This window comes from Lachnospira intestinalis (assembly GCF_040095895.1).
GTDB classification, from domain to species: Bacteria; Bacillota; Clostridia; order Lachnospirales; family Lachnospiraceae; genus Lachnospira; species Lachnospira intestinalis.
Window position 1 is genome coordinate 69,471 of record NZ_JBBMFS010000011.1, and the last position, 22,419, is coordinate 91,889.

Consider the following 22,419-nt stretch of genomic DNA (forward strand, 5'->3'; position numbering starts at 1 on the left):
TTTCCTCCATTTAAATAGAATAATATTTTGCCCTTAGTCGGCAATCTTGTCGTTGACATAAACCATCGTCAACATACTGAATACGTATGCCTGAATGCAGCCTGAAAACAAATCAAAATAAGCATGCAGCAGGGCCGGATACGCTACCGTATACGGTCCGAGCAGATCATAAATCAAGCCCATTAAGACGGTTCCTGACATAACATTACCAAACAAACGCAGTGAAAGAGACAGCGGTACAGCAAACTCACCAATTAAATTAATTGGGAATAAAAACCATATTGGCTGAAACAATGCTGTAAAGTGCCCAACGTGATTCTTTTTAATACCGTTAAACTGTACCAGTACAAATGTAATCAGACCCAGTGCTAATGTAACACCGTAGTCTGCCGTTGGTGGTCGAAGACCAAAAAGCCCTGAAATGTTTGAAATTATGATAAAGATAAACAGGGTTGTAATGTAATTTACAAATCTGTTGGCATTCCTACCCATAATTCCATCAACCATGCTGCCAAGCATCTCTATAACCAGCTCAATAATATTCTGGAACATTCCCGGCGTATCCGATGCGTTTGCTTTATTAATCTTGACTCTTGCAATAATCGCAACAATCAGGATAAACAAAGACACTAAAAGCATCGCCACATGGGTGGTATTGATACTGAAGTCATAATCAACCCCGGGTATCCGGAATGAACAGAGCGACTTAATCATAAAACTGCTGTCGCATGCCACCAATGATGTCATCATTGTGCTTCCCACTTTCTCACCTTCCTTTTTTTGATAATATTTTATTAGTAAACGGCTGTAAATAAGCCGATACTTTCATAGAAAACATTCCTATCAGCGCGCACAATAAATCGCCGATATGAAACAGATATAATACTGTAAACAGTACAAGCATCACTGCAAGACGGATAAAATATCCGATAAGCAGGGTCTTTGATTCATTCGCGTGACCGTAAACAATCTTACGAATCCGAAAACTCATATGAACAGATGAGAATATGGAATAGACTACACCCATAAGAAATCCCACGGCACACATCTGCTTATTGGGTACCAAAAACCAGATAACCAGCTCTCCTGCCAGCAGATAAAGCAAATCTACCAGAAACACTTCCGGAAGCACTTCATTTAACTCTTTAATCCTGTCGATGATTTTTCTCATCCTTCGCCTTTCGCAGAACTTCTTGAATCTGCTCCTCCTGTTCTTTTTTCCGTCTTTTTTCGTCCATCCTGATAGTATCCATCGCAAGTGCATAAGCATTTCTGGCTCCCGCGGCAATCCCCAATATCAGCAATGGAAGCGTAAACCATGTATGAAATCTGTTATCCAGCCATACACCGACCGCTACACATATAAACACAGGAACAAGCATATTAATACCAATCTGCGAAATCAGGACAATATTCCGATACGGTGAACCCTTTCCACTCATATTTTTTCCTTTCGACCTATATGCTTGTTAATATAATAACATTTCTCGACAAAAAAGTCCATTTATTTTTGTGCATTTATTTTAGAAATATTTTCATTTACATTGAATTTTCCTATAAAAATTGCTATAATTTGCCCATAAACTTTGGTTGTGAAACAATTTTACACAAATTACTTTTACAGGAGGATGGTCTATGCCTGAACTTTACCGAAAACGCCTCATTCCTTCAGAATGTATTCACTTAAAAAATGATACGATTGTGTCCATTTCAGACGGACATATCATTACCCGCTGGAAAACACTGCATCCAAAGGAAGAATTTTCCTATGGAATATCCTACTATGTCGTAAAACACGGCTGGAAAATCAGCAAATTTTATAAGGAGAACGGAACGCTCGCTTATATTTACTGTGATATTATTGACACAAGCTATGATAAAAATACCGACACTTATATTTTTACCGATCTGCTTGCCGATGTTATTATTGAAAATGACGGTTTTGTCCGCGTTGTGGATTTAGATGAACTGGCAGATGCCTGCCGCATGTCCATTATCAGCAATGATATGCTGGTAACTTCCCTGCACCGCCTCAATGCACTGCTTTCTATTATTTATAACGGGGATTTTAAAGATTATTTAGATGAACTGGAACGGTATGAAGTATTAAATCCGGCTTTGAATCATTTATCAAAACTGCAATAACACGTAAGTACATCAATTTCCATGAATTTTTTAAGAACTGTAACTGACAGTACGCTCTGAGCATTTTTCTTCGCGCTTTGTCATTTACAGTCCTTTTTATCTACACTTTTCCTTAAACACACTGTACTGTTTTTGTCCATGCTGTCATGCACAAACAGCATATTTCCACGGAACCCTACAGTTCAATCTGCACGGTTCTTCCGGTCGAATCGTATTTATAATACCGTACGCCTGCGGCATTGAGCATTCTTTTCGATGCAATCACCGATGCCGTATCAGAATACTTGTCGCAGTCATAGACCAGTGTCTTAATGCCCGCCTGAATAATCGCTTTCGCACATTCATTGCACGGAAACAGTGTCACATACATTTTTGCATTCTGCAATGTGCCGCCCTGATAATTTAAAATGGCATTCAGCTCGCTGTGTGCCGTATACAGATATTTATTATCCAGCGGATCGCCTTCCCTTGACCACGGAAATTCATCATCGGAGCAGCCCCTTGGCAGTCCGTTATATCCCATGGAGAGAATTTTATTATCTTCGCTGACAATACACGCACCCACCTGTGTATTCGGATCTTTCGAACGCAGGGCGGAAAGCTTTGCAACGCCCATGAAATACTCGTCCCATGAAATGTAATCTTTTCTCTTATCGCTCATTGCATTCCCTGACCTTTCTTCTAATCCGCCATTTAGTCAAACATGCTGATTCTTCTGATATGACGTTCATCGTTTGAAAACGGAGTATCAATAAAAATGTCTGCGATTTTGCAGGCAAGTCCTTCCCCGATTACTCTTGCACCCATACATAATACATTTGCATTGTTGTGCTGTTTTGTGGCTTCCGCGCTGAAACAGTCATGGCACAATGCCGCACGGATGCCATCCTCTTTATTGGCTGCCATGCTCATGCCGATACCGGTACCACAGATTAAAATACCCAGTTCGCATTTTCCGGATGTCACCAGATCTGTTACCTTCTTTGCATATACCGGATAATCACAGGATTCTGTGCTGTAACAGCCTGTATCTTCACACTCAATGCCGCGTGCCTGTAAATGCTTGATTACCTTTTCCTTTAACTCTACTCCGCCGTGATCACTGCCGATTGCTATCATCTTTTTCTTCCTCCATGTTCTTTCTGATTATTTCTGCTGCTTTTTCAATCAATACATACAACTGTTCAAAACATTGGTTATACTCATCAATGCCCCGTCCATACGGATCTGCAATTTCTGTTTCGCCCGCTCCGGCAAACTCCCCGAGCGTATACACATTAATTGCCCGGTCATAGCTTTCATAAATCTTCTGCTTCATTGACTGATTCATCACAAGTACCAGTGTGTTGTTGTCAAAATCCGTATTCTCAAGCTGTGCTGCACTGTTACTCGGCATAATCATGCCGTGTCCCGCACAGACTGCAACCGCCTTGGGATTATAAGGTTCAGGAAACAAGACAACCATTCCTCTTGAATCTGTAAGGATACCCATATCCTGTACAAACTGCTGCATGATTGTCGCCGCCATGGGACCTCTGCATGTATTTCCTGCACAGACAAACAAAATTCTGCTATACGTATTCATAGAAAGTCCTCGCTTCTGTCACTTTCAGACATTTATTATAGTATGTCCGGCGGCTTTAATCAACCGGTTCATGACTGCCTGCCCTACCTGATTTTCAGAAAAGCCCTCTGAATAAATGTATGCCACCTGCTGTTTGTCAAACTCCCGCAGAGCTGCGTACAGGTTGTGAGCGACAGTCGCCTCATCTTTTCTGCTGCCGACTACTTTTATAACACCGCTTTCATAGCGGTCTTTTGTTTCCTGTGTTGCCATAATACCTACACGGTATCCTAAGGCTTCTTTTTCCTTTGTCAGTGCGTTGATTTTATCTACAACTTTATCGATGTCACCCTCTACAATTGCAAGGTCTGCATCGGGCGCATAGTGCTTATATTTCATGCCCGGCGCTTTCGGTACAACGCCCGGCTTTACACTGCCCATAATCGCCGGATCAATACGTACTTCTCCCAGCACTTCCGAAAGCATTTCTTTTGTAATATAACCCGGTCTTAAAATTGTAGGAACATCTTCACTTAAATCTACAATCGTAGATTCTACACCAATATCAACCGTATCGTCTACAATAATCATATCAATTCTGCCCTTCATATCATGAATGACATGTTCTCCTCTTGTAGGACTTGGTTTCCCTGAAATATTGGCACTCGGTGCTGCAATATACACCCCGGAAGTTCTGATTAACTGTGCTGCAACCGGATGGCTCGGCATACGGATGGCTACCGTACCCAGTCCGCCGGTAATGGATTTTGGCACACAGTCACTTTTCTTTAAAATCATGGTCAGCGGTCCCGGCCAGAACTTCTCCGCCAGAAGCTTTGCCTGTGCGGTAACATCACAGGAAAGCTCCTCCAGTGCCTTTGTATCCGCAATATGCACAATCAGCGGATTATCGGACGGTCTTCCCTTTGCCGCATAAATTTTAGCCGATGCCTCCTCATCAAGCGCATCTGCACCCAGTCCATATACGGTTTCTGTAGGGAAAGCTACCAGACCGCCTCTTTTTAAAATGTCTGATGCCTGCTCATATATTTTTTGATTCTGTTCTTCATTTTCTGTGATTTGTGCAATAATCGTTTCCATGTTCCTTCCATTTCTGCTGCCGTATGCAGCGCTTTCTTCATTTTCCTGTAGATGTAAAATATTCCAATATTCCTTTGCAGAGTGCTTCTGCGACCTTCTGCCGGTATTCGGCAGTATTTAACAGAGCCGCTTCCTGTGGATTGGATAAAAAGCCACACTCCGCAATCACAGTCGGCGCACCGGTATGCAGCAGCATATAGTATGTACTATCTTCTTTTTCCTGCCGCTTATTCTCCGTATCCAGATTTTCCTTCAAAGATTTCTGCAAAATCTGTGCCAGTTTTTTACCTTCTGCCGAATGTTTATAATAAAATACCTGCGCACCTTTTACTTCCGGGCTTTGATAGCTGTTCTGATGAATGCTGACAACAATATCCGCCTTTGCTGCATCAATAATCGCACACCGCTTTTTCATATCTGCAATTTTTTTATTGGAATCACTCTCTGTATACAGACCATTATCGTCTGTCCGCGTCATCACAACCCGGATTCCTTCTTTCTCCAGCAGTTCCTTTAACTGCTCTGCAATTGCAAGATTGATGTGTTTTTCTAATATGCCGTCGCTGCTTTCTTTACCCGGATCAAATCCGCCATGCCCGCTGTCCAGTACAACGGTTCTTTTGGTACTGTCTGTCTGTGCCGTCTGATTTTCTTCCTGCCTGCTCTCTGACGTTTCATTTTTCCCTACTGTCTGTCTTGCCGCGGGCAGTACAATATACATTCCCGTATACACTGCCAGCAGCAAAATCACCGTCATGCCCGTAATCAGTCTTTTTCGATTCAAACTACCCTGCCACATCTTATTTTTACTGTATTGTATGAACCGTACCGTTCTATTATGATGCGTAGTTTAGTCCATTACTAATAATACTCCATACCGACGAGGTTTCAAGTCCCAGTTTCCATTCTGCCACACCGCCCAGCTTGTATTTTGAATACAATTTCATCTTTTCACCGATAGAGCGGTCTTCTTCAAACCATATCTGAACCGTTCCTGCGGATGTTTCATAGGTGCAGTAATACTGTCCTGTTGTTTCGTCCCATTCGGCTGTTGCACCATTTTCCTGCATAGCATCCATCGCCGCCTGCATTCCCACTGCACGGCTCTTGGTTTCCCCGGCATTCTCCGTCCAGATGCGCGTGTAAAACGGAACAGCATTAATCACCTGTTCTGACGGTACCATGCTGACAGCTCTTGAAATACCGTCCTCCACAAATGGCAGGGAAGCCACCGATCCCGCATCTGAACCTGCGTAATGCTCATCATACCCCATAATCACAATGTAGTCCACAAAAACCGCCTGTTCTGCCAGTTCATAATGGGCATTGTGGTTTGCCGGTTTGTAATTATCCACGGATAACACCAGCCCGTTATTCTGGCATGCGATAGACAGTTCCCGCAAGAACTGTAAATAATCGTCCGCGAAATCTTTCTTTACATATTCAAAATCAATATTGTAGCCGTCATAACCATACTGACGTGCTTCCTGCATCAGGTTGTTAATCAGCTTCGTTCTTGCCGTTTTACTGGAATAAAACGCTGCATAATCAACATTATTATTAAAATCATTGACAAGCGGCCACACTTTTAAGCCCCTGGCGTGCATATTGCTTACAAACGTATCCGATGCCAGACTGGTCAGCTCTCCGGTGCCGTCTGCAATCGAATACCATGTCGGTGAAATCGTATTAATACCGGAAACATCCTCTAAATACGTATCAATATAAGCATTGGCGGCACGCTGTGTTACCTGAAACCACGTCATATTCACCTTGTAACCGCACAGATTGGACTGGTATTCTTCCGTATATGTATCTTCCGGTACTGCCGTGTATACATCCGAAGCCGCATTCTTTTTCACATAGCCCTGATAACCGGACGGCGTAATCACCTCAATCCAGTCATCATCTACCGCACCCACGTACTGGCACACTGTACCTTTTTTCACCTTTTCAAGTACTTTGCTTTTAATACCTGCACGATACCGCACCACAGTGTTTTTGCGGATTGTCACTTCATTTTGTTCTTCATGGGTTGTATGAAGCACCAGACGCTGTGGTTCTTTTGCATATTCATAGGAAATGTTGCTGACTGCTGCCATGTATTCGAAATTGATATAAATCACACCGTCTGCCGTTTTTATCACTTCATACTCCGTATCATACGTATTACCGTTCTGGTCCCGATACCCCTTGACGTCCGGATAATACGTATAGACTGCGCTCCAGTCCGAATACAAAACCGCATTGCTTTCTTTGTCATAATAAAAACGCATATTGACATTATCCTGTACAAATGACTGCTGTAAATACAGCCTTCCGTCTATATAGCGCCCTTTATCGTAAAGTATTTCATTGTCCAATATCACCAGTGTGCTGTCATTTTCTGCTGCCGAATCTGTCTTAAAATAATCATATCCGCTCATTTTCTGACCTGTCGGCATATATTTTCTTATCAGCAGCACCGCTGCAAGAATTACCAGAATCCCTGCTGATACTGCCGCTGTTATCTTCCATAATTTTCTTTTTCTATCCCGTTCCATGATTTTCTCCTTTAACCCTGCCTTACGGCGTTCCTGTTTTCCTGTACACTAAAACTGTACGACAATTATAAACGAGATTTTGGCTTTTCTCAATACCAAATGGGCAGGGAATGTTCTTTCTTTGTCCATTCCCTGCCTTTTTTCTGCACAAAGGGGGATTCATACAGAAACTTTTGTAATTTTGTGATATATATTCATAGGTTTAAAATCCGGTGTCCGTAAATAAACCGTATGATGTCTGTAGTTTCTTTTTACATCTCTGTTAATTTTACAAGTTCCAAAAATCCGTCCGGTGATAACTCAAACGGATTTCGCTCTGCCGGAATCAGCCCAACCCGGATGCCGTATTCTTTTTCCAGCTTTTTTGCCAGTTTCCTGTCATAACCCAGTGTGACACAGCGCCAGTGCGATGACGGCAGTTTCTCATTTTTTAAAAATGCTTTCAGCCGTCCTGCCTGCCATAAATTCATGCCGGCAACGACAATCTTTAAATCACTGCGCAAAAACTCCGTCATCACCTCTTTGCTGCCATATTTCATATCCAGTATGACTGCCTCGTATTTCATTGCTGAAATTTTTATAAGTTCTTCTTCCGAAATACACCGGTAAAAATCAATTCCTGCATATTGAAATGTGTGAATGTCACCCGAAAGACTTTTTGTTTCTTGTGCCAGATGCAGGCAGGCACTGCCCGTATCATGCACGCCGTACTCAACAAATGCGGTCCGCACCTTAAGCCCGTTTGCCATGCTGTTTGCAAGCATCATGCAAAGGTGTGTCGTTCCGACACTCCCGCCAATACCCATAACTGCAATAACGCAGGGTGATACTGCTTTTGCACCCCAACGGACTGCCGTGCTTTTTTTACTTATTCTTTGAAATAATGTACTTCCGGCCAGCACCTGCACCACCTTTCACCTGCTTTCGGCACGGTTTAGAAATCACTGCAGACAACGCTTCCAAAAATACCCTGTCTAATAATTTACTGCCATTGTTCCAGTCATAGACACACGGTATCCTGTAAAACTGCCGTTTAATTTCAAGCCTGCCTGTTTCTTTATAAAAAACATTCCCGTCTGTATGATTCACAAAAATCAGACTGTCCTTATCTGACTGTAAAAGCCGTTCATACTCCAGCCTTCTGCGGTATCCGAAGTCTGTCACAACAATTTTAATGTCTGCCTGCGCTGACAACCCCGCAATTGTGCCGCAGTCCCTTACGATATAGTCGTACCCATACAGGTCAGCCTGTACCGCACCATGATACTGCGGACATACTGCAATTGTTCCACACCGGAACGTTCCGTCAGTCTGTAAGATGCTTTGACGGATTTCGCAGATAAAATCTTCTTCATCTGCTTCCTGCACATAAACCGCGCGAAAACCGTTCCGGGTAAGATATGCCGTCAGACAAAGTGCTATGTGCGTTGTCCCGACACCGTGTTTTGTGCCATAAAGAGAAATGTTTTGAGCTTTTATGTTCTCTGATAATTCATTTTCTGCCTGTAAACTGTATACCGCCTGCCTTACCTGTTTCACGCTGCGGTAACGCTGCCATATACTGTGATGAATACATTTTTTTACAATGGGATAAAACTTCTTATGATGCAGAGATTCTGCGTGACATTGTACATGTCCGTTGTCCATGTACAAAATTAACATCCCCAGACTATAAATATCTGCCCGGCAGTCCTGATACAGCCTGTGGTACTGCTCCGGCGCCGCAAATCCGATACTGCCGTAATGTGTGGCATATCTTTCTCCCATCCTGACTGCATTGTCAAAATCGATGAGTTTTACACTGCCTGTATCTGTAATCAGAATATTATCCGGTTTCAAATCCAGATGAACCATTCCTTTGCTGCCCTGACTATGCAAATATTCCAGTATGTCACATATCTGCAGCACAAAGTCTGTTATCTGCGCAGCTGTAAGCATTCTGTATTCTGCCACGTATTCTGTCAAAGATTTACCAGATATAAATTCTTCAATTATGCAGATACTATCTTTATCTTCAGCAATATCATATATTAAGGGGATTCCGGAATGTCTGAGAATTTTTAGAAAATCAGCTTCCCGCAGGATTCGCATATATCCGCCGGTATCTTTTCTGACGAACTTTGCTGTACGCAGTACATTAAGCTTCTTATGCCTTACAAGATACACCGTTGAATGATGCGTCTGTGCCTGCACACTGATGATATCATACGCTTCTGAGATTAATTTACCATAGGACCACTCCTTTCCATATCGGCATATAAAATTATCATTGACCAGCTCAATAAAGAGTATACTATAAAAATATTGAATTTGCAATATATTTTTTCTTTTTTTGATAAAATTTTTTCAAAATTATCTTTTATTTATTTTTATTTTTTTACAATTTCTTATAATATATTCATCAATATAACCTTTACATATCCACTAAAAATGGGTATTATAAATTTAGGACAATAGTGATAGGAAGTGATAATATGAAAATCGAAAAATTAAGTGAAAACCAAATACGCTGCACCCTGAATAAATCTGACCTGGCAGCCCGGCAGTTAAAAATCAGTGAACTGGCTTACGGCAGTGAAAAGGCAAAAAAGCTTTTTCAGGATATGATGCAGCAGGCTTCCTATGAATTCGGTTTTGAAGCGGAAGATATTCCTCTGATGATTGAAGCAATTCCTGTTTCTGCTGACTGTATCGTTTTAATTGTTACAAAGGTAGACGATCCGGAAGAACTGGATACCCGTTTTTCCAAATTTTCGCCGTCCGACCCGGACGACGATTATGAGGATTATGATTACCCCTATGAGGATTATGATTCCATGGAAACAATTGATGCATCAGCAGCACATGCACTGCCATCTGCTAATGATGAGTTAAATGAATCTGATACAGACGCGGATTCCATTAAAGATGACGTTTTAAATATTTTCAGCAAATTAAATGATTATCTGAATAAAGACTCGGCATCCGGTTCAAAAGGCACCGGAACTGTCCCCGTACCTGCGGCAAATAAACCGGAATCGTCTGCCGATACACAAAAAGACGCCCCTGTCATCCGCTGCTTTTCTTTTGAAAATCTGGATGCCTTCAGTGAGGCCGCAAAAGCCGTTCTTCCGGTATACAATGACAAGAGTCATTTATTTAAGCATACCAACGGGCGCTACTATGTATTTTTGGAAAAGACCCGCTGTTCTTCTGTGGACTTTAACAAGACCTGCAACATTCTTTCCGAATACGGCAAAAAAGAATATCTTCCGGACAGCAGCCTTTTATTTTTCACGGAACACATGGATTCCATTATAAAAAACCGTGCAATACAGGTTATGGCAAAACTTTAGCTTTTAAATATAATGTATGCCGTCCCCCGGCATATCATCTAAAAAGCGGCGGAATTTACCGATTAAACGTAAATCCCGCCGCTTTTATTTTATTTATGAATTAACCTACTGACTGAAGATAGTCATGAATATCCTGTAATAATTCATCACAGTCTAAACCATGAACCATAGCAGCTTCTTCTAATGTTTCACCTGCTGATGACGGACATCCAACACAGTGCATTCCTGCACCCATAAGAATTGAAACAATCCCTGCATCATACTGAATTGCTTCGCCAATTGTTGTATCCTTGGTTATTCTTGTCATAAATATGTTCCTCCTGTTTATCGTAATGATTCTACTATAAGCTTGCCCCATTAAAATGTCAAGTATTCATTGAATCTCTGCTTAAAGCCGCCGCACATTATTTCTCTTTTTCCAGTACTGCCTCGACTTCTTCCCTGCTCTTTTCCGTAACGTCGGCTATCTGCTCTATTGTGTAGCCTTTTTCGTTCATATTGATGATAAACTTAATTTTGCTCTGTTCCCATGCTTCTTCTGCCGCACTTTCCACAAGGCTTTCTCCTAATCCGCTCACTTTCCTCACATCCTTTCGCAATTCATTTTTCGCTTCAATGTTATATTCTGATTCTATGATACTGATTTTCTCATCTGCCGTCACGGCTTTTCATTTACCGCGTTGCGCTTCTTTTCGCGCATTAAAATGCTGACAATCTCACGCTGTGCTTCTTCGGATATACCTTTTTTCCTGTAATATGTCCGAGCACTCTGTTCCGGCTGTTCCTTTTTCTTTCCGGCTGAGCTTCTTGCTATATTGACTTCTTTGGGTGCATCAACCAGCAAATGAATGTTATTTGCCGAACCACCTGAAAAAATCACACGGACATTCTCACCGATATCAATAAACTCACCCGGTCTTAACGTAAGCTTTACCATACAAACCTCCTTGTTTTTCCGAAGGAAAAATGCCATGTGAGCTTGCTCACATTCTGTCCTAAGCAGGAGCAGAGGTTTTTACCTCCTTGTTTTTATCATTATGTCAATTTGTTTCGTTCAGAAACAAATTGCTTTCCGCAAACGCAACATTTTTTATAAAAAATGTTGCATTTTTTTATACTCTTAACAAAGAAACTATTATCCGATAGTTGAATTTTAACTGTAAATATCGTATAATGAACTAACAAAATCTAAGGAGGATTGAATCATGGCATATGTAATTAACGATGACTGCATCAATTGTGGTGCTTGTGCAGCTGGATGTCCTGTAGAAGCTATCTCTGAAGGCGCTTCTCATATGGAAATCAATGCTGATGTATGTGTAGACTGCGGCGCTTGTGCCGGTGTCTGTCCTGTAGGCGCTCCAAACCCACAGTAGACTACATACAACTATTCATTAAACGTGTTTCAAGACACAAAAAAAGAACCGGAAATAAAGGATATTCTTTGTTTCCGGTTCTTTTTTGATATTAAAAATATTTCTTTCATCAGTGTGGAATCTGTTCTTTTGTGAGTAAATCCGCAAAACGGGTCTGTTCCGGTATCCACGCCATTTTTACCGTACCAATCGGACCGTTTCTCTGTTTTGCAATAATAATTTCCGCAATGCCTTTAATGTCTGTATCCTTATTGTAATAATCATCACGGTATAAAAACATAACAACGTCGGCATCCTGCTCAATTGCACCCGATTCACGCAGATCCGAAAGCATCGGACGATGGTCGGGTCTTTGTTCTACCGCACGGCTGAGCTGTGAAAGCGTTACCACCGGCACATCGAGTTCTCTTGCAAGTGCCTTTAATGAACGGGAAATATCCGAAATTTCCTGCTGTCTGGAATCCGTCTTTCCGTTTCCGCTCATTAACTGTAAGTAATCGATAATTACCAGTCCGAGATTATTTTCCATTTTGTACTTTCTGCACTTTGAGCGCAGCTCCGCAATCGAAATACCCGGCGTATCGTCAATAATCAGCTGCGATTTTGCAATGCTGTCGGCGCCTTCAATGAGCTTACCCCAGTCATTGGAATCCAGACGGCCTTTACGGATTTTATCCGCATCAACGGTCGATTCCAGACTGAGCATACGGTTAACAAGCTGTACATTGGACATTTCCAGACTGAATACGGCTGTTGTAATGCCCTGCTTAATCGCCACATTTTCCGCCACATTTAAGACAAATGCTGTCTTACCCATAGACGGACGCGCCGCAACCAGTACAAAATCCGACGGCTGTAAGCCTGATAAATACGTGTCCAGATCTTTAAATCCGGTCGGCACACCGGTAACTGCACCTCTGTTTTTGGCAGCTATGGAAATCTTATCCAGTGCTTCCAATACAACTTTATCAATCGGCATATATTCATGTCCGCCTTTATTTTTTACGAGTTCAAAGATACGTTTCTCCGTATCGGCAAGAATATCTTCTGTACTTTCCTTACCCTCGTAACACGCTGTTGCAATACTGTCATTGACCCGGATAATGTTTCTTAAAATCGCCTTATCCTTTACAATCGTCGCATAATGCCGGATATTGGCAGATGTCGGCACGGCTGCCAGCAGTTCCCTGATAAATTCAAGACTGTAAACCTCAGGCGGTACATCCTTTTCCTTGAGTGCTTCCTGCAAGGTAACAATATCCACCGGTTTTGCCGCATTGTTCATATCAACCATGGCCTGAAACATAATTCCATACTGTCTGTGATAAAAGTCGTCTGCCGAAAGGATTTCGCCTGCACTGATAATCGCCTGCTTGTCCATTAACATTGAACCAATCACAGACTGCTCCGCCTCCAGGCTGTTTGGCATAATTCTGGTGATTGCAATATCGTCCATTATTTACTTTCCCCTACTGAAACAGTGAGTTTTGCTGTAACATCTTTGTGAAGCTTTACAGTAATAATATGATTACCCAGTGTCTTAATCGGCTCGTCCAGCTTCATTTTCTTCTTATCAATATCAAGACCCAGCTGCTCTTTTGCAGCGGCAGCAACTTCCTTTGTAGAAATTGTACCAAATGTCTTTCCGCCTTCACCGGTCTTCATGGTCAGGCGTACCGGCTTTTCTTCTACCTTTACTGCCAGTTCCTTTGCTGCCTGTAATTCTTCTGCTGCTTCTTTGGCTTCTCTTGCTTTCTGCAATTTTAAATCGTTTAAATTCTTTGGTGTTGCCTCTAAACCTAACTTCTTTGGCAGTACAAAATTTCTTGCATAGCCATCATTAATCTTTACAATCTGACCTTTTTTACCCAATGACTTTACATCTTCTAATAAAATAACTTCCATTTCTATATTTCTCCTTCCGCAAGCATATTATCCAGTGTTTCTTTGATGGTATCGACCGCCTCTTTAACGGTACAGCCTGTCAGCTGTGCTCCGGCAATGCTCATATGCCCGCCGCCGCCTAATTTTTCCATGACAAGCTGGACATTGACCTCATCAATAGACCTTGCACTGATATAAATTTTTTCATTATATTCTGTAATGACAAATGAGGCTTTAATTCCCGAAATATCCAAAAGCTGGTTTGCCGCTTTTGCACCACCGATTGTCGGGCTTTCCAGTCCTTCGCCATTAAAGATTGCAATTGCAAATGCATCACGGTATACTTCCGCTCTGCTGACCGCATGTGCGACCGCCTTATACTCGTCCATATCATTGCGGAGCATTTTACGCACACGCGTCACATCCGCACCATGCCGTCTTAAAAATGCTGCCGCTTCAAATGTTCTTGGTCCTGACTTGCTATTAAAACCATCCGTATCAATATTAATACCGGCATACAATGCATCAGCTTCAAATGCCTTAATCTTAATGTTATCGTCCACATACTGAATCATTTCCGTAATCATTTCAGAAGCGGAAGAGGCATACGGGTCTACATAAGACAGCACCGCTCCCGTAATCTGGTCACTGGACTGTCTGTGATGGTCAAATACAACGATGGTTTTACATTTATCAAGCAGTTCCGGGCATTCCGTAAGCTGCGGCTTATTGACATCGACCACAATTACCACCGTTGCCGCATCCACATACTCCGGTGCTTCCTCTTTTAAAAGGAATAAATCTTCCGGATATTCGTCCTTGCCAATAAAACGTTTCATAAACGGTTTGACACTGCTTGTAACCTCGTTGATGACGATATGCACATTTTTGCCGAGCTTGCGGCAGATGGTATAAATACCGATTGCCGAACCAAAGGAATCAATATCCGCCAGCTTATGTCCCATAACAAGCACATTGTCCGTTGTATCTAAAATCTGCCTTAACGCATGTGCTTTTACACGCACCTTTACACGGGTATTTTTCTCCATCTGCTGGCTCTTACCGCCGTAATATAAAATCTTGTCGCCCTTTTTGACCACTGCCTGATCGCCGCCGCGTCCCAGTGCCAGATCCATTGCGGCTTTTGCCAGATCATAATTTCCCGCATAATTATCTGCACCCGTTCCAATACCGATACTTAAAGTCAGTGTCATCTCATTGCCGATTTTTACACTTTTAATATCCTCTAAAATGCTGAATTTATCCGCCAGCAGCTTTTCTAAATATTTATACCGGAAAACTGCCAGATACTTATCCTTTTCCAGTTTCCGCACAACTGCCGCTCCGGTTGCAAAATACTTGTTGACACGCTTGTCAATCAGACCGATAAATAACGAACGGCGCACATCATCAATACTCTCTAAGGCTTCTTCATAATTGTCAATATAAATCAGCCCTGCAACAAACTGTTCGTCATTTAACTTTTGAAGATACATATTGACATCGGTTTCATCAAACATATACAGTGCAATAAACGAGTCTTTATCGTCACTTTCCACCAGTCCGACATCCTGTAACAGCATATCGGCGCTAATCCGCTTCATTTCCACACAGTAATCCCGCTCTTCATACGTAATGCGTACTTCCTTCGGCTCTTCTCCTGTCGGGAAAATGTTGGCAGTAATTTCAGGAAAAAGCGTTGATATGTTTTTCTTGAAATCTTTCTTCTTATTAATGCAGGCACACATTGCCTTATTCAGCCACATCACTCTGCCATTGGTATCTAACAGGCAGTATGGCACACTCAGCTCATATAAAAGCTGCCGCTGCACCTGTGAATAATTTGATGAAAAAGCGATAATATCGTGCATAATGCCCGGTTTTAATGCCAGCTGCATATATAAATAAATGGCAATATAAAATACCATAAATACAGACATGACTGTTGCCGCCGGAAAGTCAATAAAATATAAAACTATATTTAACACAATCAGCAGGACAGCAATATAAAACGGCAGCGCAAAAAATACCCGCAGTCTGCCAACCGGTTTAAACGCTTTGGTTCCGTCATTTTTATTAAACATCGCAACTTCTCCAATAACCCTAAAGTGATACTATTATATCATTTCTCGTATTTAAAGTAAACAAAAAAGCCATGATACCTTTCGATATCATGGCTTTTCAATCCACTAATTAATCAATGCTGTATGGCATTAATGCTACGTGTCTTGCTCTCTTAACAGCTACTGTAAGAGCTCTCTGATGCTTTGCACAGTTTCCTGTGATTCTTCTTGGAAGGATTTTTCCTCTTTCAGAAACATACTTCTTTAATAAAGCAACATCTTTATAATCCAGAGCCTTGTTGGCATCTGCACAAAATGCACATACTTTCTTTCTTCTGCGCATTGGTCTTCTTCTCATCTGACCTTCTGGTCTTTCAGACTTCTTTTCTGGCATTTCATTTACCTCCTGTTTTAGTTAAAAGGTAAACCTTCGTCTTCCACTCCATCAGGAATATTCATAAATCCATCTCCGGCTGCCGCACTTGGTTCCGGTCTTGATGGTGTATAGGCAGCACCACTATTTGCTGCTGCTGAAGATTTACTCTCTGCAAATTCCTGTTCTTCAACAACTACATCAGTCGTGTAAACTCTCTGTCCGTCCTTATTCGTATAGCTTCCTGTCTGGATTCTGCCGGTAATGGCAATCTTGGTTCCCTGATGAAGATACTTTTCAGCAAATTCACCCTGTCTGCCAAATGCAACACAGCTGATAAAATCAGCAGTCTGCTCAGCGCCGTCGCTATTGGTTCTAGCACGTCTTCTGTCTACAGCTAATGTATATCTTGCAACTGCCATAGAGCCGTCAGAGTTCTGTGAATAACGAACATCCGGTTCTCTGGTCAGTCTACCCATTAATATCACTTTGTTCATACTTAATCTCCTCTTCTATTCAAAGAGTTGTAAGCCAAACATCAAAATCAATTATTCTCCGTCTTTTACGATTAAGAATCTGATTACATTTTCCATGATACGAATTCTGCTTTCTACTTCAGCAGGGCAAGCTGCATCTGCATCAAACTTAATGAAGCAGTAGAAGCCTTCGCTCATCTTCTGGATTTCGTATGCAAGCTTCTTCTTTTCGCATGTACCCGGGTCAGTAATTGTACCGCCGAAACGAGTGATTAATTCTTTCACCTGTTCAACTGTGGCATTTCTTACTTCCTCATCGACGTTTGCGCTAACAACTAATGCTAATTCATACTTATTCATTCTACGTCGCACCTCCTTCTGGTCTTGTTGGTCCCTCTATTAGAGAGGAACAAGGAATATATATCACAAGATATGATTTTATCATATATCTAAAATGATTTCAAGCCTTTTTTAAATTTTTTGTATTCTTTTCTACAAGCGAGCGTCTGACCATTATTTCATGACCGCAGCCGCAGCATTTCAGCTTAAAATCTGCCCCTACGCGTAAAATTTCCCATTCACTGCTTCCGCAGGGGTGTTTTTTTTTGAGTTGTACAATATCTCCAACCTGATAATCCATATGCACTCCTGTTTATCCAATTTTTGAAAATACCTCACCTAAGGCATCATGAATCAGCAAGTCTGCCCGGTTATCATACGGTGTTTCGGATTTATTGATAAGTACCAGCTTATGTCCGCGGTAATAATCAATCAACCCGGCTGCCGGATAAACCCCCAGCGAAGTGCCGCCTACAATGAGTATGTCGGCTTCCCGGATTAAACGGACTGCCTCTTCAATGTTTTCTTCATCAAGTCCTTCTTCATATAATACGACATCCGGTTTGATTCTTCCGCCGCAGCTGCACTTCGGAACTCCTTCACTTTGTAAAATGGCATCAAGTCCATAAAACTGATGACATCGCTCACAGTAATTGCGCAATACCGAACCGTGTAGTTCAATGACATGACGGCTGCCCGCTTTCTGGTGCAGACCATCAATATTCTGGGTCACAATGCCTTTTAACTTTCCGTCTGCTTCCAGTTTGGCCAGCTTTTTATGCGTTGTGGAAGGCTCTGCCTTTGGAAAAAGCATCTTGTTTTTATAGAAGCGGAAAAATTCTTCCGGTTTCCTCATATAAAAAGAATGACTTAAAATGGTTTCCGGCGGATAGTCATATTTCTGATGATACAGACCGTCCACACTCCGAAAATCCGGAATTCCGCTTTCTGTGGACACGCCTGCACCGCCAAAAAATACTATATTATCCGATTCTTCCACCCATTTTACAAACTGCTCCATTTTATCATTCATCAATAATCACACCTAACACTGTACATCCGTTTTTGTCAAGTTCTGCTATTCTTGTTTCGGCAGTCAGTTCACTGTACTGTGACTCCTCCAGTATCAGAACGGCTGCATCGCATACACCGGCCGTTCTGCCCTGTTCATCAGACTGCACAACTACAAGATCATACTCCTTTGCGTATTCTTCAAGCACCGTCTTTAAAGCTGTGCCGTCAAAACGCAGGTTTTCAACATTTCCCGTAAACACAACATCCAGTTTTTCACGGTTTGTTACACAGATGATATCTTTGGCAGTACCCTCACCCTGTGTATAATCAAAAATGCCTTTTAAATTTTTGCCAAGCTTATATTTTCCCAAAAAAACTTCCTGACTAAAATCTGCATCGGCAAATAATACACGTTTTTCTTTTTCCATAAATGCCGCTGCAAGTTTAAAAGAACTCATGCCGCTGCCGACAACCGCCAGCATATTTCCTTTATCTGCAAGCAGATTTTCCAGTGAATCCGCAGCTTTTGCATAGCTTTCTGCTTCCAGCGGTGTCATTTTTATTAATTTATCAATATTAACACTAAACACTTACAAAACCTGCCTTTACTTTTGAATTCTTGCAATTACCCGGCTGCTGGACTGCTGTCCCACGCGGTATATATCAATTGCGGTTTCTTCCGGTACTTCCGCCACCTTCGCTTTATCCGTTCCGGTTTCTGCTGCAGCAGCTTCGTCTGAAACATCTTCCACGATATCTTCTTCTACAACGTCTTCCTGTATAACATCATCGTCTGAGTCATTATCTTCTACGACATCGCCTTCCAAGATATCACCGTCAAATTCATCATCAGTTTCATCATCATCAGATGTGGCATCTGCAAATACATCTTCCTCTGTATCCGGATGAGTGTCCTCCGACGTTTCTGCCGTTTCCTGTTTTTCTTCCTGCTGTGAAACTTTCATCTGTGAATCCGGTTCCTGTCCGGCTTCTTCCTGCGTAATTGCCGCTTCCTGTAATGCCTTCGCTTCTTCCGGTTCATCTTCGTCTTCTAAAGCGTCATCGGCAAACACATCTTCATCTTCTTCCGCATAATCTTCGTCAAAATCTTCTAAAATGTCTTTCATTTCCTGCGGTTCAGAATGTTTTTTCTGTGGCTGCGGCTCATGGCTTTGTTTTACATTGTCATCTTCCCGCTTTTCTTCCTCATGCTTTTTATCATCAATAAACTGCTGTGGCTGCGGTGCACGCAAGGCTGCATATTTGCCGTAATATTTTTCATATTCAAATTCATCATCTGAATGGTCTTCCGGCTTTTTAAATGCACACAGTATCAGGACAATAATGATTTCAAGCACTGCACAGACTGCTCCGCACGCGCCTGCAATCATCAGCGTATTACGGTATAAATCCGGCTTCACCGGTGTATTCGTAGAGGTTCCTTCTGATAAAATCTGAATGGACTTTACCGGAATAATGCTGGTTGTCTTTAATGCAGTCTTTGCAACCGCATCCACATACTGTTTTGCCGTATTCTGGTCCGGATTGGTACAGGTAATCTCAACGATATTACTGTTTGCCGGTGAAGACACCGTAAGATATGATGCAATATCTTCTGATGTTCCTGCAATTCTTTGCGCTTCCTGAATAACAACATTGCTCTTAAAAACAATGATAAAATCATCTTTGAGTCCGCCATTTACTGCTCTGACAGTTGCTTCATTTTCCTCTCCCGGTACTACATAAAGCTGTGTTGTTGAGGTATACATCGTTGTCAATGTCTTGTCTTCGTAAAAATAACCGCAGGCACCGCTGACAATGATGACAAATATTAATATGAGAACACATCTTGCAAACTTTTTCATTTGCCCTTACTCCTTATTATTTGTACAGTTTTTCAGGATACTTTCCTTCTGCAATCAGTTTCTTAATAGACTCTACTACAACCGGCTTATCTTCCTTATATGTAACACCAAACCACTTATCTGTTGTTTCAAGAACAGATACATTGGCTCTGCCGGACTTAATTAACTGGTCTACAATCGTAGGAAGCAGATATTCGCTCTTAATATCGCCTTCCTTTTGCTCTGATAAGAATGTGCGGAAACCGCTTTCAAGTTCGTCTAAGAAATCCGGTGTAAAGCCCCACATATTCATGGATACATGGCTTGCCGGGTCACATGCTGTCTGGTTGCCGTCCTTGTCATCGCATGCTGCACCTGTTGCAGTCTTTACAATGCCACCTGTTTCATTGACACCGATTAAATGTTCATTTTCATCAACAACGCAGATTCCTCTTGTAACGGCACCATTATCACTTAATGTATTGCCAAGGATAAATCCTGCCATACAGAAGTCATACTGTTTTTCTGCCTTTTCAGCATGGTCTGATACAAGGAAATCATGAATCAGTTTAAATGCTTCTTTTCCGTAATAATCATCTGCATTAATTACAAGGAACGGCTCATTGACAATACCCTTACATGCAAGAACCGCCTGACCTGTTCCCCATGGCTTTGTTCTGCCTTCCGGTACAGAAAATCCTTCCGGTACATCTGAGAGTTCCTGAAATGCATATTCTACAGGAATGACCTTTGCAATTCTGTCACCGATAACTTCCTTAAATGTTGCAAGTAAATCTTTTCTTGTTACAAAAACTACTTTATTAAATCCTGCTTCAATAGCATCATAAATGGAATAGTCCATGATAATTTCGCCGTTTGGACCCATTGCTTCAAGCTGCTTGATTCCGCCCCCGAATCTGCTTCCCATTCCTGCTGCCATGATGACTAATGTTGTTGATTTCATTTTGTTCATACTCCTTTATCGTATATTATTTTCTTCATTTATTTATTAAAAGCGCTGCTTTCTGCCCTTTAATAAGCTTTATTCCGCAGATTCTTCTTCCGGATAATAATACCACCGGATTGCCGTAATGATACCCTTATCATCAATATCAAATGCAATCTGGGCGAAATCATCCGTCACTGCTGCAATACCGCTCTGATACGGCGGTTCAAAATACGTAAACTCTACAATATACGTTTCAGCTGTTTCAAGTGATGAAGCCCCATTATAATTAATCACGCCATATTCTACCTTGTCTTTTGTCTTGACATTTTCCAATGCATCCATAGTAAAGCTGCCATAAAGCATCTTGCCCATAACCGCAGTCTTATCGTCAGAATAGTAGGTATGATTCATATAGTCGGCATCCCTGTAATATCCATCATAAATTTTATCTACGGAATCTCCGACTTTAAGACCTCTTGAAAAAGTATCGTTTTCTCCGACCGAAGCTGCCGCCGTCAAAACATATTTCCCCTTAATTTCCGAAAAAATAAGTGTCAGCTCGTTATACGAATAAATTTTTTCTTTGACGACTTCCGTCTGGGCTGCCGTGCTTTTTTCATTCGCATTATACGATGTGACCGGCTCGCCTAAAATCTTTATCACTTCATCTTCTGTCATCAGATACTCGAGTTTTCCTACTGTTAAATCATTATATGAAAACTTTTTGGCACGGCTTTGTGCCACGGTAGGATATTCCTTTTCCGGTTCGGAAAATTCTTCACCATCTGTTGTAATTACTGCTTCCGTCTTTTTTCCGCACGCAGCCATTCCGGCAGCTAGCAGAACCACTGCCCCAATAGAAGCCATCTTTATCATGAATTTTTTTCTCATATCTTTTACCCTGCTTTGCCTGTCTTAATCCGTGCATGAGGGCGTTCGCCCTATCATCCGAAAGTCCAGAAAAGAACTTTGTGCGAGCACAGTTCTTTTCTATCCTTCCGTACGGCACGGCTCATTGTTTATGCATATTATAGCATAAATACATTTTTATGAAAACAGATATTCTCCATAAATGCAAAAAATCTCATAAGCCGAAACTTATGAGATCCTTAGAGAGGCGACAATCAGACTCGAACTGATGATCAGGGAGTTGCAGTCCCACGCCTTACCACTTGGCTATGTCGCCATAGTCTATACTATGCAATTCATTAGTAAAAAATGACTCCAAGGGGATTTGAACCCCTGTTACCGCCGTGAAAGGGCGGTGTCTTAACCGCTTGACCATGGAGCCTTATTTCATAGGGAGAATGGACAAGTAGTCCTACTCATTTATAAAATAAACTCCCCGAGTAGGGCTCGAACCTACAACAACTCGGTTAACAGCCGAGTGCTCTACCATTGAGCTATCGAGGA

General features: G+C 41.8%; 29 protein-coding genes and 3 tRNA genes. 3 read left to right on the forward strand and 29 right to left on the reverse strand.

Annotated features, from left to right (window positions below; genetic code table 11):
• Positions 1 to 33: 33 nt before the first annotated feature.
• Genes atpB through WMO37_RS12035 form a run of 3 tightly spaced genes read right to left on the reverse strand, consistent with a single transcriptional unit; the run spans position 34 to position 1,442 of the window.
• On the reverse strand, positions 34 to 750 hold the full coding sequence (gene atpB / locus WMO37_RS12025) for a F0F1 ATP synthase subunit A (protein ID WP_022431583.1): 717 nt from the start codon (positions 748 to 750) through the stop codon (positions 34 to 36).
• 16 nt (positions 751 to 766) lie between these two features.
• Positions 767 to 1,171 carry an ATP synthase subunit I gene (locus WMO37_RS12030; protein ID WP_349155133.1) on the reverse strand — a complete coding sequence of 135 codons (405 nt, stop codon included), beginning with the start codon at positions 1,169 to 1,171 and terminating at the stop codon, positions 767 to 769.
• A complete protein-coding gene (locus tag WMO37_RS12035; RefSeq protein ID WP_349155134.1) occupies positions 1,146 to 1,442 on the reverse strand; it encodes an AtpZ/AtpI family protein in 297 nt (98 codons plus the stop codon). The genes WMO37_RS12030 and WMO37_RS12035 overlap by 26 nt, the downstream gene beginning before the upstream one ends.
• 193 nt (positions 1,443 to 1,635) lie before the next feature.
• Between WMO37_RS12035 and WMO37_RS12040 the strand changes: the two genes are divergently transcribed.
• The gene (locus tag WMO37_RS12040) at positions 1,636 to 2,145 is read left to right on the forward strand and encodes a ribonuclease FAU-1 family protein (RefSeq protein WP_022431580.1); all 510 of its coding nucleotides are present in this window, start codon (positions 1,636 to 1,638) and stop codon (positions 2,143 to 2,145) included.
• Between the two features lie 175 nt (positions 2,146 to 2,320).
• Here the strand turns inward: WMO37_RS12040 and WMO37_RS12045 are convergent, their stop codons facing one another.
• The 8 genes from WMO37_RS12045 to WMO37_RS12080 all read right to left on the reverse strand — a co-directional run bounded on the left by WMO37_RS12045 (position 2,321) and on the right by WMO37_RS12080 (position 9,669).
• Positions 2,321 to 2,806, reverse strand: a complete 486-nt coding sequence (locus WMO37_RS12045; protein ID WP_022431579.1) for a deoxycytidylate deaminase — start codon at positions 2,804 to 2,806, stop codon at positions 2,321 to 2,323.
• A gap of 32 nt (positions 2,807 to 2,838) precedes the next feature.
• Complete coding sequence (rpiB, locus tag WMO37_RS12050) at positions 2,839 to 3,264, reverse strand: ribose 5-phosphate isomerase B (protein WP_227090400.1); 426 nt, start codon at positions 3,262 to 3,264, stop codon at positions 2,839 to 2,841.
• On the reverse strand, positions 3,245 to 3,673 hold the full coding sequence (locus WMO37_RS12055; RefSeq protein WP_264473969.1) for an arsenate reductase/protein-tyrosine-phosphatase family protein: 429 nt from the start codon (positions 3,671 to 3,673) through the stop codon (positions 3,245 to 3,247). The genes rpiB and WMO37_RS12055 overlap by 20 nt, the downstream gene beginning before the upstream one ends.
• 81 nt (positions 3,674 to 3,754) lie before the next feature.
• Positions 3,755 to 4,810, reverse strand: a complete 1,056-nt coding sequence (locus WMO37_RS12060) for an L-threonylcarbamoyladenylate synthase (protein ID WP_022431576.1) — start codon at positions 4,808 to 4,810, stop codon at positions 3,755 to 3,757.
• 37 nt (positions 4,811 to 4,847) lie between these two features.
• Positions 4,848 to 5,594, reverse strand: coding sequence for an N-acetylmuramoyl-L-alanine amidase CwlD (gene cwlD, locus WMO37_RS12065; RefSeq protein ID WP_349155135.1), 747 nt, complete (start codon positions 5,592 to 5,594; stop codon positions 4,848 to 4,850).
• A 52-nt stretch (positions 5,595 to 5,646) separates the two neighbouring features.
• Positions 5,647 to 7,353, reverse strand: a complete 1,707-nt coding sequence (locus WMO37_RS12070; protein ID WP_349155136.1) for a glycosyl hydrolase family 18 protein — start codon at positions 7,351 to 7,353, stop codon at positions 5,647 to 5,649.
• Positions 7,354 to 7,604: 251 nt separating this feature from the next.
• Entirely contained in the window at positions 7,605 to 8,264 is a 660-nt protein-coding gene (locus WMO37_RS12075) for a CpaE/TadZ family protein (protein WP_349155137.1), read from the reverse strand.
• Entirely contained in the window at positions 8,218 to 9,669 is a 1,452-nt protein-coding gene (locus tag WMO37_RS12080) for a serine/threonine-protein kinase (protein ID WP_349155138.1), read from the reverse strand. The genes WMO37_RS12075 and WMO37_RS12080 overlap by 47 nt, the downstream gene beginning before the upstream one ends.
• Before the next feature lie 158 nt (positions 9,670 to 9,827).
• Between WMO37_RS12080 and WMO37_RS12085 the strand changes: the two genes are divergently transcribed.
• Positions 9,828 to 10,688, forward strand: coding sequence for an adaptor protein MecA (locus tag WMO37_RS12085; RefSeq protein ID WP_349155139.1), 861 nt, complete (start codon positions 9,828 to 9,830; stop codon positions 10,686 to 10,688).
• A 100-nt stretch (positions 10,689 to 10,788) separates the two neighbouring features.
• Here the strand turns inward: WMO37_RS12085 and WMO37_RS12090 are convergent, their stop codons facing one another.
• The 3 genes from WMO37_RS12090 to WMO37_RS12100 all read right to left on the reverse strand — a co-directional run bounded on the left by WMO37_RS12090 (position 10,789) and on the right by WMO37_RS12100 (position 11,625).
• On the reverse strand, positions 10,789 to 10,995 hold the full coding sequence (locus WMO37_RS12090) for a DUF1858 domain-containing protein (RefSeq protein WP_022431570.1): 207 nt from the start codon (positions 10,993 to 10,995) through the stop codon (positions 10,789 to 10,791).
• 97 nt (positions 10,996 to 11,092) lie between these two features.
• Entirely contained in the window at positions 11,093 to 11,266 is a 174-nt protein-coding gene (locus WMO37_RS12095) for a hypothetical protein (protein ID WP_349155140.1), read from the reverse strand.
• Positions 11,267 to 11,346: 80 nt separating this feature from the next.
• Complete coding sequence (locus WMO37_RS12100) at positions 11,347 to 11,625, reverse strand: carbon storage regulator (RefSeq protein ID WP_349155141.1); 279 nt, start codon at positions 11,623 to 11,625, stop codon at positions 11,347 to 11,349.
• Between the two features lie 268 nt (positions 11,626 to 11,893).
• Between WMO37_RS12100 and fdxA the strand changes: the two genes are divergently transcribed.
• On the forward strand, positions 11,894 to 12,064 hold the full coding sequence (fdxA, locus tag WMO37_RS12105) for a 4Fe-4S ferredoxin (protein WP_022431567.1): 171 nt from the start codon (positions 11,894 to 11,896) through the stop codon (positions 12,062 to 12,064).
• A 109-nt stretch (positions 12,065 to 12,173) separates the two neighbouring features.
• On the opposite strand, the gene dnaB is transcribed toward fdxA, so the two are convergent.
• The 15 genes from dnaB to WMO37_RS12180 form a co-directional block, all read right to left on the reverse strand.
• Positions 12,174 to 13,520, reverse strand: a complete 1,347-nt coding sequence (gene dnaB / locus WMO37_RS12110; RefSeq protein WP_022431566.1) for a replicative DNA helicase — start codon at positions 13,518 to 13,520, stop codon at positions 12,174 to 12,176.
• The gene (gene rplI / locus WMO37_RS12115; protein ID WP_349155142.1) at positions 13,520 to 13,969 is read right to left on the reverse strand and encodes a 50S ribosomal protein L9; all 450 of its coding nucleotides are present in this window, start codon (positions 13,967 to 13,969) and stop codon (positions 13,520 to 13,522) included. Before rplI ends, dnaB begins: the two co-directional genes overlap by 1 nt.
• A 2-nt stretch (positions 13,970 to 13,971) precedes the next feature.
• The gene (locus WMO37_RS12120) at positions 13,972 to 16,032 is read right to left on the reverse strand and encodes a DHH family phosphoesterase (RefSeq protein WP_022431564.1); all 2,061 of its coding nucleotides are present in this window, start codon (positions 16,030 to 16,032) and stop codon (positions 13,972 to 13,974) included.
• Between the two features lie 109 nt (positions 16,033 to 16,141).
• The gene (gene rpsR, locus WMO37_RS12125; protein ID WP_022431563.1) at positions 16,142 to 16,405 is read right to left on the reverse strand and encodes a 30S ribosomal protein S18; all 264 of its coding nucleotides are present in this window, start codon (positions 16,403 to 16,405) and stop codon (positions 16,142 to 16,144) included.
• Between the two features lie 17 nt (positions 16,406 to 16,422).
• Positions 16,423 to 16,881, reverse strand: coding sequence for a single-stranded DNA-binding protein (locus WMO37_RS12130; protein WP_022431562.1), 459 nt, complete (start codon positions 16,879 to 16,881; stop codon positions 16,423 to 16,425).
• A gap of 51 nt (positions 16,882 to 16,932) precedes the next feature.
• Positions 16,933 to 17,220, reverse strand: coding sequence for a 30S ribosomal protein S6 (rpsF, locus tag WMO37_RS12135; RefSeq protein ID WP_022431561.1), 288 nt, complete (start codon positions 17,218 to 17,220; stop codon positions 16,933 to 16,935).
• 100 nt (positions 17,221 to 17,320) lie between these two features.
• The gene (locus WMO37_RS12140) at positions 17,321 to 17,500 is read right to left on the reverse strand and encodes a DUF951 domain-containing protein (RefSeq protein WP_022431560.1); all 180 of its coding nucleotides are present in this window, start codon (positions 17,498 to 17,500) and stop codon (positions 17,321 to 17,323) included.
• A 12-nt stretch (positions 17,501 to 17,512) separates the two neighbouring features.
• Complete coding sequence (locus tag WMO37_RS12145) at positions 17,513 to 18,232, reverse strand: NAD-dependent protein deacylase (RefSeq protein ID WP_227090390.1); 720 nt, start codon at positions 18,230 to 18,232, stop codon at positions 17,513 to 17,515.
• Positions 18,225 to 18,803 carry a P-loop NTPase family protein gene (locus tag WMO37_RS12150; RefSeq protein ID WP_349155143.1) on the reverse strand — a complete coding sequence of 193 codons (579 nt, stop codon included), beginning with the start codon at positions 18,801 to 18,803 and terminating at the stop codon, positions 18,225 to 18,227. Before WMO37_RS12150 ends, WMO37_RS12145 begins: the two co-directional genes overlap by 8 nt.
• A gap of 15 nt (positions 18,804 to 18,818) precedes the next feature.
• Positions 18,819 to 20,078, reverse strand: a complete 1,260-nt coding sequence (locus WMO37_RS12155) for a YveK family protein (protein ID WP_349155144.1) — start codon at positions 20,076 to 20,078, stop codon at positions 18,819 to 18,821.
• A gap of 16 nt (positions 20,079 to 20,094) precedes the next feature.
• Positions 20,095 to 21,021, reverse strand: coding sequence for a nucleotidyltransferase family protein (locus WMO37_RS12160; protein ID WP_022431556.1), 927 nt, complete (start codon positions 21,019 to 21,021; stop codon positions 20,095 to 20,097).
• Positions 21,022 to 21,099: 78 nt separating this feature from the next.
• Positions 21,100 to 21,897 (reverse strand): hypothetical protein, encoded by a 798-nt coding sequence (locus WMO37_RS12165; protein ID WP_022431555.1) that lies wholly within the window; start codon positions 21,895 to 21,897, stop codon positions 21,100 to 21,102.
• Positions 21,898 to 22,121: 224 nt separating this feature from the next.
• A tRNA-Cys gene (locus WMO37_RS12170) sits at positions 22,122 to 22,192 on the reverse strand.
• Between the two features lie 33 nt (positions 22,193 to 22,225).
• Positions 22,226 to 22,297 (reverse strand) — tRNA-Glu (locus tag WMO37_RS12175).
• A 50-nt stretch (positions 22,298 to 22,347) separates the two neighbouring features.
• Positions 22,348 to 22,419, reverse strand: a tRNA-Asn gene (locus WMO37_RS12180).